Origin of the sequence: Parasphingorhabdus sp. (assembly GCF_039977335.1) — a bacterium.
Lineage (GTDB): Bacteria > Pseudomonadota > Alphaproteobacteria > Sphingomonadales > Sphingomonadaceae > Parasphingorhabdus.
Genome location: NZ_JBDWDI010000004.1, coordinates 105,516 through 116,338, shown reverse-complemented (window position 1 = coordinate 116,338; position 10,823 = coordinate 105,516). Strand labels below are relative to the sequence as shown.

The 10,823-nt window shown below is 50.8% G+C and carries 11 protein-coding genes; 4 read left to right on the top strand and 7 right to left on the bottom strand.

Features of this window, described 5'->3' with window-relative positions; all coding sequences use genetic code 11:
• Positions 1-50: 50 nt before the first annotated feature.
• From mce to pgi, 6 genes are all read right to left on the bottom strand, one after another.
• Positions 51-485, bottom strand: coding sequence for a methylmalonyl-CoA epimerase (gene mce / locus ABJM21_RS07855; protein WP_348303437.1), 435 nt, complete (start codon positions 483-485; stop codon positions 51-53).
• Positions 486-488: 3 nt separating this feature from the next.
• Complete coding sequence (locus ABJM21_RS07850) at positions 489-707, bottom strand: hypothetical protein (protein ID WP_348303439.1); 219 nt, start codon at positions 705-707, stop codon at positions 489-491.
• Between the two features lie 55 nt (positions 708-762).
• The gene (locus tag ABJM21_RS07845; RefSeq protein ID WP_348303441.1) at positions 763-1,707 is read right to left on the bottom strand and encodes a DUF808 domain-containing protein; all 945 of its coding nucleotides are present in this window, start codon (positions 1,705-1,707) and stop codon (positions 763-765) included.
• A 10-nt stretch (positions 1,708-1,717) separates the two neighbouring features.
• A complete protein-coding gene (locus ABJM21_RS07840; protein ID WP_348303442.1) occupies positions 1,718-3,244 on the bottom strand; it encodes an acyl-CoA carboxylase subunit beta in 1,527 nt (508 codons plus the stop codon).
• Positions 3,245-3,382: 138 nt separating this feature from the next.
• On the bottom strand, positions 3,383-4,729 hold the full coding sequence (gor, locus tag ABJM21_RS07835; RefSeq protein WP_348303444.1) for a glutathione-disulfide reductase: 1,347 nt from the start codon (positions 4,727-4,729) through the stop codon (positions 3,383-3,385).
• Between the two features lie 18 nt (positions 4,730-4,747).
• Positions 4,748-6,241 carry a glucose-6-phosphate isomerase gene (pgi, locus tag ABJM21_RS07830; protein ID WP_348303445.1) on the bottom strand — a complete coding sequence of 498 codons (1,494 nt, stop codon included), beginning with the start codon at positions 6,239-6,241 and terminating at the stop codon, positions 4,748-4,750.
• Between the two features lie 157 nt (positions 6,242-6,398).
• Here pgi and lepB point away from each other — a divergent pair, with 157 nt between their 5' ends.
• Genes lepB through era form a run of 3 tightly spaced genes read left to right on the top strand, consistent with a single transcriptional unit; the run spans position 6,399 to position 8,756 of the window.
• Positions 6,399-7,205: a signal peptidase I gene (lepB, locus tag ABJM21_RS07825; protein WP_348303447.1), complete on the top strand. Its 807-nt coding sequence runs from the start codon at positions 6,399-6,401 to the stop codon at positions 7,203-7,205.
• On the top strand, positions 7,198-7,866 hold the full coding sequence (rnc, locus tag ABJM21_RS07820) for a ribonuclease III (RefSeq protein ID WP_348303449.1): 669 nt from the start codon (positions 7,198-7,200) through the stop codon (positions 7,864-7,866). The genes lepB and rnc overlap by 8 nt, the downstream gene beginning before the upstream one ends.
• On the top strand, positions 7,863-8,756 hold the full coding sequence (era, locus tag ABJM21_RS07815; protein WP_348303451.1) for a GTPase Era: 894 nt from the start codon (positions 7,863-7,865) through the stop codon (positions 8,754-8,756). Before rnc ends, era begins: the two co-directional genes overlap by 4 nt.
• A gap of 69 nt (positions 8,757-8,825) precedes the next feature.
• On the opposite strand, the gene ABJM21_RS07810 is transcribed toward era, so the two are convergent.
• Entirely contained in the window at positions 8,826-9,743 is a 918-nt protein-coding gene (locus tag ABJM21_RS07810) for a LysR family transcriptional regulator (protein ID WP_348303453.1), read from the bottom strand.
• 117 nt (positions 9,744-9,860) lie between these two features.
• On the opposite strand from ABJM21_RS07810, the gene ABJM21_RS07805 reads away from it, so the two are divergent.
• The gene (locus ABJM21_RS07805) at positions 9,861-10,622 is read left to right on the top strand and encodes an SDR family oxidoreductase (protein ID WP_348303455.1); all 762 of its coding nucleotides are present in this window, start codon (positions 9,861-9,863) and stop codon (positions 10,620-10,622) included.
• The last annotated feature ends 201 nt before the right edge of the window (positions 10,623-10,823 follow it).

The following is a 10,823-nucleotide window of genomic DNA, read 5'->3' as shown; positions in this document are numbered from 1 at the left end:
TCAGCCCGATTGGTTCCGGATCAACTTTATTTTTGTTTTGGTTAGACGGATCAATGATCCTTTGGTGTTTCCATAATCTCGGTTAGCATCCCGCCCATATCCTTGGGATGCACAAAAAAGATAAGTGTTCCATGTGCGCCAATGCGCGGTTCGCCCAACACACGTTTGCCCATCGCTTCAAATTCTACCTTGGCGGCGTGGATTTCTGGCACCTCGAAACAGATATGATGCTGACCGCCAAGCGGATTTTTGGCAATAAAACCGTGGATAGGACTATCCTCACCAAGCGGCTCGATAAGTTCGATCTGGGTCCCGTTGGTGGGGCCATCTGCTGGCGTATCAACGAAGCAGACCTTCACACCCTGTGCTGGCAGGTCAAATGGATCATGGATTTTCGTCGCGCCCATGACATCACGCCAATGGGCGATGCTATCAGGGATGGATGGTGTGACGACGCCGATATGGTTCAGGCGGCCTAGTTTCATATTTTAGTCCAATCCGCTCCAAATTCCTATTGCCACCAGAATAGCGGCCATGATCAATTTCCACCACTGCCCAAACTCATATAGATCTTTATCTTCATCCTTGGAGACAATCTCATATTCGATATTCACTGTGTCCGATTGCCGGCCGCTTATCCATGACAGACAAAGCATGAAGGCTGCTGCGAACAGGAAATATGGAAAAGTTTCCGCGCTGATGTTCATCGGACTTTTTCAGCAAGAAGAGCGACAGCATGCAATAATGACAGATATTTGGCCATTAATGTGCTTTTCCATGCGGAATGATCTTATGGACCAGCGGTGCAATCACGGCGCCAATGGCAACACCTATTATACCGGACAATATCGCAAAGCTAATTCCGCTGGCAAATAGCTGAGCCGTTTCAGGGAACAGGCCTACCAGCGGATGCGAAATGACATCAATAAGATGCTCGGGGCCATGCCAGCCTACCGCAGCGATATTATGCACCAGCAAGCCGCCGCCAACCCATGCCATGGCCAGCGTCCCGATAATCGAGATAGTGGTTAGCAATTTCGGCATGAACGCCACCAGACCGCGCCCAAAGGAAGCGACAAATCCATCATTTTCGGTCGCCAGATGCAGCCCGACATCATCCATTTTCACGATCAGGGCGACCGTGCCATAGACGCCCACTGTTATCACGATACCGATCAGCGCGAGAATGATTCCCTGTTGCCACCAGACTTCATCGGTAACCTCGGACAGGGCAATGGCCATAATCTCTGCAGACAGGATGAAATCGGTGCGAATTGCGCCGGAAACCATCTCGTCCTCGCGGCCAGGGCCTTCGACAATGGCGGGTTTGTCATGCTTGGTGGTCTCATCCACATGCAGCCATTCCAGCACCTTCTCGGCGGCTTCATAACAGAGGAACAGACCGCCAAGGATCAGGATGATCGGGATCAGAAACGGTGCAAACTGACCAAGCAGAACGGCTGCGGGCAGCAGGAACAAAAGCTTGTTCTTGATCGATCCTTTGGCGATCTTCCAGATCATCGGCAATTCACGCGACGGACTGAACCCGGTCACATATTGCGGTGTTACAGCGGCATCATCGATGACCACTCCTGCAGATTTGGTTCCTGCACGCGCAGCGGCCGCGCCAATATCATCAAGCGATGCGGCAGCGACCTTTGCAATGGCTGCAACGTCGTCGAGAAGGGCTACTAATCCTGTTGGCATATTCTAGCCCTCACAACGGAATATTGTCATGCTTCTTCCACGGATTCTCAAGCTGCTTGTTCCGCAGCTTTCGTAATCCTAACGCGACCCGACGCCTAGTAGAATGCGGCATGATCACCTCATCAACAAAACCCTTTTGTGCCGCGATAAATGGATTGGCGAAGCGGTCTTCATATTCCTTGGTTTTTTCGGCAATTTCCTCTTCGGTCTTGCCGCGGAAGATAATCTCGACTGCCCCTTTGGCACCCATCACCGCGATTTCCGCGGTTGGCCAGGCATAGTTTAGATCGCCGCGCAAATGTTTCGACGCCATGACGTCATAAGCACCACCATAGGCTTTGCGGGTGATGATGGTAATTTTGGGCACGGTTGCCTCGGCATAAGCGAAGAGCAGTTTTGCACCATGTTTGATAATGCCATTATGCTCCTGCGATGTGCCGGGGAGAAAGCCGGGGACATCGACCAAAGTCACAATCGGAATGTTAAACGCATCGCAATAGCGGACAAAGCGCGCTGCCTTTTTGGATGCGTTAATATCTAGGCAACCTGCCAGCACCATGGGCTGGTTCGCAACCACGCCAACGGTTTGACCTTCCATCCGGCCAAAGCCGCAAATGATATTCGCCGCATGGGCGGGTTGAATTTCAAAAAACTCGCCTTCATCAACCATTTTCTGGATAACCTCATGCATATCATAAGGCTGGTTGGCATTGGCCGGGATCAGCGTGTCGAGACTGTCTTCCAACCGATCCCAAGGATCAGCGGTTGGCCGCTCTGGCACTTCTTCGCGGTTGCTGAGCGGCATATAATCAATGAAATCACGCGCCGCGAGCAGTGCTTCAATATCATTATCATAGGCAACATCGGCAACGCTGGTTTTGGTCGTATGGGTTATCGCACCGCCCAATTCTTCCTGCGTCACAATTTCGTTGGTCACCGTCTTCACAACGTCTGGGCCTGTGACAAACATATAGCTGCTGTCTTTCACCATGAAGATAAAGTCGGTCATGGCCGGCGAATAAACAGCACCACCGGCACATGGTCCCATGATCAGACTGAGCTGGGGGATCACTCCGCTAGCCAACACATTGCGCTGGAATACATCGGCATATCCGCCAAGCGATGCCACGCCTTCTTGAATACGCGCACCGCCGCTGTCATTAATGCCAATGACCGGAGCGCCCACTTTCATAGCATTCTCGAGAATCTTGCAGATTTTTTCGGCATGGCGTTCGGACAGCGAACCGCCAAAAACCGTAAAATCCTGACTGAAAACGAAAACCAGGCGGCCGTTTATCGTACCGGAACCGGTGACAACACCATCGCCCGGTATCTTCGTCTCCTCCATGCCGAAATCGACGCAATTATGCTCGACATAGGTATCAATCTCTTCAAACGAGCCTTCATCAAGCAACACTTCAATCCGTTCGCGAGCGGTCAGCTTGCCCTTGGCATGCTGGGAATCAATCCGCTTTTGGCCGCCGCCTAGATGGGCCTCGGCGCGCTTCGCTTCGAGTTGCTCGATAATCGTCTGCATGAATCCCCCAAGATGATTGGAACTGTGATTTGGCTACGGAAACGTCCCTAGCCAATGCACGGAGGATTATGCAATCGTCAATAAAAATTAATCGATCAATTAAGTTTCTATTGAAACGGCTCTTTCCGTAGCGTTACCCTATTTAAACAGCACTAGTTCCTCGGCCATGCTGGGATGCAAAGCCACCGTGTCGTCAAAGGCTTGCTTGGTCAGACCTGCTTTGACGGCCACCGCTGCTGCCTGCAAAATCTCCGGGGCATCTGGCCCAATCATATGCAGACCGAGTATCTTCTCACTGGTGGCCTCTACGATCATTTTATAGAGACTGCGTTCGGGGCGATCGGCAAAAGCATTACGCATCGCTCGGAAATCCGAGGAATAGACTTTAATATTTCCATATTTTGTCCGCGCCTCGCCTTCGGTCAAACCAACAGAAGCAATTGGTGGTTGGGAAAAAACCGCTGATGGAATGCAGCTATAGTCAACGGTCCTCGGCGTATCGTTAAACACCGTGTCAGCAAAAGCCTGTCCTTCGCGAATGGCAACCGGGGTCAGTTGAACACGGTCTGTCACATCGCCAACAGCATAGATGGAGTCGACGTTGGTCCGGCTATATTCGTCAACCTTGATCGCGCCCTTTTCATTGGTTTCAACACCGGCATTTTCCAAACCGAGCCCGTCAATTTTCGGACGTCGACCAGTAGCAGCTAGGACCACATCAGCCCGCATCGCTGGCTTGCCATCCATATAGACATCCAGAGCACCATCTTCGCGCTTTTCGATCTTATCGAACGTGCAGTTGAATTTGTAATTTATACCCTTGGTCATCGCAATCTGAAGCAAACGGTCGCGCAGGCTTTCATCATAGCCCCGCAAAATCACATCCGAACGGTTGACGACGAAGACTTCGCTGCCAAGTCCATTGAAAATTCCGGCAAATTCATTGGCAATATAACCACCACCAGAGATGATCACGGTTTCAGGCAACTTCTCGAGATGAAACATCTCATTGGAGGTCAGCATATGTTCGCTGCCAGGGAATTCCGCGACATCCGGCCATGCGCCGACTGCAACCAATATATATTTGGCTGTCACGGTCTTGCCGCTCGCAAGCTTGACCTCATGCGGGCCAACAATCTCGGCACGCTCCAAAATGATTTCAACATCATGATTGTTCAATGTCTGCGTATAAGCGCTATTGAGCCGATCAACGTCGGACAAAATATGATCGCGTAATTTTGTCCAATCGAACTTGGCATTTTCCCAAGTCCAGCCAAAATTCTTGCCATCTTCCAGATCTTCCGAAAAATGTGAACCGTAAACCAGCATCTTTTTCGGCACACAGCCGCGGATAACACAGGTGCCGCCAACACGATATTCTTCGGCAACGGCTACTTTTGCGCCATAGGATGCGGACACCCGTGCTGCTCTGGTTCCGCCTGAGCCTGCGCCGATGACGAACAGGTCATAATCATATTCCGACATTATATTTCCCTTGATAACTCAGGCAGGAAATGCCCGGTTTTTTAGTGTTTCGGTCGAAGCGTCCATTTGGTTACCATCACCTGCCAAAAGCGCATTGGCCATTTCCTTGCCCAGTTCGACACCAAACTGATCAAAGGGATTAATGCCCAAGAGTACAGCATTTGCGAAAGTGCGGTGCTCGTAAAAGGCGATGAGCGCCCCCAATGTTCGTCCGTCTAGATCGTCTAGTAATAGGGTCGTTGACGGTCTGTCACCCGGATAATTTCGATTACTATCATTGGATGTTTTGCCGGCCATCAGTGCGGCACCCTGCGCAAAGCAATTGAGCAATAAGCCTTGATGATGTTCAGCCGCCAGTGAATGACCCGGTTCAATCACCGCTAGAAATTCAACCGGTACCAGATGTGTGCCTTGGTGAAGCAGTTGGAAAACGGCGTGCTGGGCATCAGTCCCTACCCCGCCCCAGACAATAGGACTGCTGTGACGGTCCAACGGCTTCCCGTCGGCCAAAACCGACTTACCATTACTCTCCATTTCGAGCTGCTGGAGATAGTCGGGCAACAAACCTAGGCGCTCATCATAGGCAAATACTGCGCGCGTCTCGCAGCCTCGAACTTGACTATAATATTGATCACCAAAGGCAGCAATGACCGGGATATTCTGATCAAAGGGTGCGTCTTTGAAATGCTGATCCATTTCCGCCGCACCCGCCAGCAGGTCGTCGAAAATTTCACTGCCTAGCGTTAGAGCGACGCTGAATCCAATAGAGGACCACAGCGAATAGCGTCCACCAACAGTCTCTGAAAAGGGCAGTATGCGGCTTTCATCAATGCCCCATTCGACCGCCTTTTCCGGCATGGCGGTCAATGCAACGATCTTGCCGAAGGGATCGGATACGCCCTGTTCGGCCATCCAATCAGTCACCGAGCGTGCGTTCAGGAAGGTTTCTGCCGTAGTGAAGCTTTTAGAAGCGATAACCAGCAATGTTTTATGTGCATCAAAACGCTCCAGCACTGGTTCCACCGCGCAACCATCAATATTCGAGATGACTGCAGTTTCATATCTTTCATCGCCGATTTTCAGAGCTTTGAGAAGCAGTTCTGGTCCCAATGCGGACCCACCAATTCCAAGATGGATGATATATTCTATATCGCCGAGCGCCCCTTCATCTATGGCCTGAACCAATCCCTGCATCCGGTTCCTGAGCAATTGAGCATTTTCAACACTAGTCTCGGAACCAATCCCCCGTTCTCCCGTATGCTCTGCTGCGCGGCCTTCACTGATATTGATGGTGCCACCGCTGGTTAGCGATTCAATTTGATCGAAAAGACCTTTATCAGCAGCTAGTTTCTGGAAATTCTCCAGCACAGCACTGTCCATATGTGTCTTGGAAAAATCGAAATATATGCCGGATTGTTCAAAACTCATCTTGGCGACGCGATCGGGATCAGCGTCGAACAGGGGTTTTAACGTTGATACAGGTTGGGTTTCTATCGCATTCCAATGATCCAAAGCACATTCTTTCTTGTTATTTTCAATGATCTATACGCCCCATATATGCGGTTATAGCTCTATCTTGCGTCCATCTTGTGAACAAGCTTAAATCACTGGATATTGTCGTTAAATACTGTCTCTTGACCGCACGTGCCATTATCAGCAAAGGGGCGCGATGAAAGATAAAACCGCTGAGCGCTCCGAAACCGCTGATTTCATGATATTCCTAGTAAAATTGGCGTTATTCGTCATGATTTTGCGCAGCTTCATCGTATCGCCTTTCAATATCCCGTCGGAATCGATGCAGCCTCGTCTGATGGTTGGTGATTATCTGCTCGTTGCAAAATGGCCTTATGGTTACTCCAAATATAGCATGCCGTTTAGCGTACCCGTAATCCCGGGTCGGATATTGGCCAATAAACCGGAACCGGGCGATGTGGTCGTCTTCAAGGCGCCGCCTAGTGGCAATGATGATTATATCAAACGGGTCATTGGTCTATCGGGAGATATAATTCAGGTCACGAATGGTGTCGTATCGATCAATGGTGTTCCGGTCGAGCGTAAAAAAATCGATGATTACACTCATCTGGTGTCCCTCAACAGCCCTTGTTATGCGACTTATTTCGAAACAACCAACGGCGATGGCGAACGAATTTGTCGCTATCCGCAGTTTCAAGAGACATTGCCCAACGGAAGGAGCTATAAGATATTGGACGTCAACGAAGCCTCTGTAGGCGACAATACCGAAAGTTTCGTCGTACCTGATGGTCACATGTTCCTTATGGGTGATAACCGCGATCGTAGCGCGGATAGCCGTTTCCCTGCCGTAGAAGGACAAGCCATAGGTATGGTCCCGCAGGAAAATCTGGTAGGACGTGCGTTGGTGTCGGTATTCTCAACCGATGGGTCTGCGGAATGGATCAAGCCATGGACCTGGTTTAGTGCCGCACGGTGGGATCGCATTGGAGAGAATTTTGAATAAAGCTGCGTTTCTGGAGTGGATTGCCAAACTGACGGGGAAGAAGCCGGGCGACGAAACGCTTTATATCCGTGCTTTCACCCATGGTAGCTTTGGCGATGGCCACTATCAGCGACTTGAATTTCTTGGCGATCGCGTCTTGGGCTTGATCATCGCGGCACAGCTTTACGAGGAGTTTCCGAAAGAACCGGAAGGCAAATTGTCACAGCGCCTCAATGGCCTTGTTTCGGGAAAAGTCTGCGGAGAGATTGCCCGTGAACTTGAGATTTCCGACCATCTGCTACTCGGGAAACAGGCGCGGGATGATGGTGCGCGGCAGAGTGCGAAGGTACTGGGTGACGTCATGGAGTCACTTATCGGCGCGATCTATCTTGATCACGGGATGGATGCGGCGAAGCGGTTTATTCTCAAATATTGGGGCGATCGTATCTCAGGAATGGCGAAAGATATCCGGCATCCCAAATCAGCGTTGCAGGAATGGGCCGCGGCCCATAACCGGAAGATGCCAATTTACGCACTGGTTGAAAAAACCGGACCGCATCATGATCTACGCTTCACGGTGAAGGCCAGTATCAACAAGGTCGGAGAAGTCGAGGCCACCGCCTCCTCCATCCAAACCGCTGAAACTACCGCCGCGAAACTCTTTCTGGAAAAATATACATGACCCAAAAATGCGGTGTAGTCGCGCTAATCGGAGCGCCCAATGCAGGCAAATCAACCTTGATCAATGCTCTGGTCGGTCAGAAAGTCGCCATTACCAGCTCCAAACCGCAAACCACGCGGACACGGCTTTTGGGCATTGCGATTGAGGATGAGGCGCAGCTACTCCTCGTCGATACGCCTGGCATATTCGAGCCACGCCGGCGGCTTGACCGGGCGATGGTTTCCGCTGCCTGGGATGGCGCGGAAGATGCAGATATTATCGTCATGCTGGTGGATTCGCGCGCAGGTCTTGGCCCCAAGGTCACGTCGATCGTGGAACGGATCAAACACCGTCCGGAAAAATTGATTCTGGTTATGAACAAGGTCGACATCGCCGCGAAGGACAAATTGCTGACCCATGTCACCAAACTCAATGACCTATGCGGCTTTAATGAGACATTTTTTGTTAGCGCCAAAACAGGTGACGGGCTGGACGAGCTAAAAGCCTATCTGGTCGACGCCATGCCGGAAGGCCCCTGGCATTTTCCCGAAGATCAGGTCTCCGACGCCAGCGAGCGGCTTTTGGCAGCAGAAATCACACGAGAACAGGTTTTCCGCCAGCTCCACGCCGAACTGCCCTATGCTACCGCCATTGCGATGGAGCAATATAAGGAACGCCCAGACGGCTCGCTGGAAATCCACCAGCAAATCCTGGTCGAAAAACCCACCCAGCGCGCGATCATCCTCGGCAAAGGCGGGCATCAGATCAAGGACATCGGTGCAAAGGCGCGCGCGGAACTATCCGAGATATTGGGCAAGACCGTCCATCTCTATCTCCACGTCAAAGTCAGCGCGAATTGGGATGAAGATAAGAGCTTGTATCAAGATATGGGGTTGGATTGGGTTAAGTAGGGCCGGCGGTTATGCTTATGACTGCTTTATCCCGAAAGCGGACGTTAGCGGCTCCGATCTCAAGGTACTTCAAACTTCTATCAAAAAGCAGTCTCTGAGGAACTTGCCATTTATAAAGTCGAGGAAAGCCCGAATACGTAAGGGACGCAGTTCTCGCGATGGATATATGAGATGTAGTGAATAGAGCTTTGGTACAAAATCAGTGAGGACCGGCACCAACGAGCGGCTTTCAAGGGCGTCGGCAGCATAGAGACTATCCATCTGAACCAGACCCAAGCCGGAAATAGCTGCCGAAATCAGCATCTCCGGATCATTGAAGACAAAGCGCTGGCTTGGACTCAGATATTGAATGCCATCTTCACTCTTAAAAGTCCAAGGCAGGAAATCTCTGTTTTTTGGGAACCGGTAACGAAGACAGCTATGCTCAGAAAGCGCCTCCAGTGTATCTGGTTTGCCTTGCTGCGCCAAATATGAAGGTGCAGCAAGCGTAAGGATTTGTAGATCCGATATCGGGCGCGCGATAAATGTGGAATCGGCAGGTGTCCCGATGCGGAAACTGATATCAATTGCATCATCGACCAAATCTCGTACCGCATCACTGGAATCAATCTCGAATTCAACCTTCGGGTGAAGCTCTGAAAACTGCTTGATGATCGGTGCTAAATGCCGTCGCGCAAAAAAAGCCGGAGCAGATACCCTGATCCGGCCAGATACTACGCCCCGGCTTTCCTCCACTATCGCTTCAATGTCGGCAAGTGCAGCCAGCGGACCTTTTGCTTGCCGGAATATCAGCTCGCCTTCGGGGGTAAGGCTAATCTTTCGGGTAGTACGATTAAACAGTTTCACACCAAAGCCGTCTTCGAGCCGTTTGATATTTTGTCCGATGGCCGCTGGAGAAATGCCGATCTCTCGTCCCGCCGCAGCAAAACTGCCAAGTTCTGCTGCTTTGATGAAAGCGGTCAGGGATGGTGAGACATGAGATAACATTATAAATAATAGCTTTATAGTGAAACAATTATACGCAATCTAATCCATTTGAATGAAATTGGCTAGAAATTCCTCATCACAACGGAGCGCTAGGCTCCACAACCAAGCGAGGATATTATGAAACGTTTTCAAAATAAAACAGTCGTCATTACCGGTGGAAGCAAAGGAATTGGCCTAGCCACGGCCACGCGGTTTCTAGATGAAGGCGCAAATGTGGTTATTGCGGCGCGCTCGGAAACAGATCTGGCAGCGGCAGCAGAAACTCTGCAGGCTGGCGACAGGCTGCTGACTGTGAGCGCCGATGTTGCTGAAGTAGAAGACCTAAAATCCCTCTTTAAGTTAGCTAATGACAAGTTTGGGGCAATCCATTCGTTGTTCGCAAACGCAGGGTCCGGCGCTTCGACAATCTTGGGCGATACCACCGAGGCAAGCTTTGACAGCATAGTAAACGCGAATATCAAAGGGGTGTATTTCTCGGCCCAAGAGGCGCTTCCTTTCATGGCTGATGGAGGGTCGATCATTATCACCTCTTCCTTGACGCAATTTCAAGGCAATCAGGCCATGTCTATCTATGCCGCGACCAAAGCAGCCGTATCGCAATTCACCCGTTCTATGACGGCGACTTTACTGCCATCACGGGGCATTCGGGTAAATGCTGTCAGTCCCGGCGTCATCGAAACCGGCATGACCGAAAGTGTTCTTGACGGCGTTATGCATGGACGGATTGAAGCACAAACGCCAGCTGGACGACTAGGCCGCCCTGAGGAAGTTGCCGCAGTAGTCGCGTTTCTGGCGAGCGATGACGCAGGATTTGTTTCTGCTCAGGATATCTTGGTCGATGGCGGGCGTATCAACACTAACCTTTGGCATTTCGACTAGTCCATTTCAATTCTCTTGCGGTGTGGTTTGACAGTGAACACGAAAACTGCACCACGCCGCATATTCGAAAACTCCACAGCTGCAGTAGTATCGAACCAATAGACTGATCGCCTTTTAATACCATAGAGCCGAACCAAAATTGACAGATCTAGCAACGTCGGCCTTTGCGCCCATAGCGGGCATTAGCAAGCAGATCGCTAA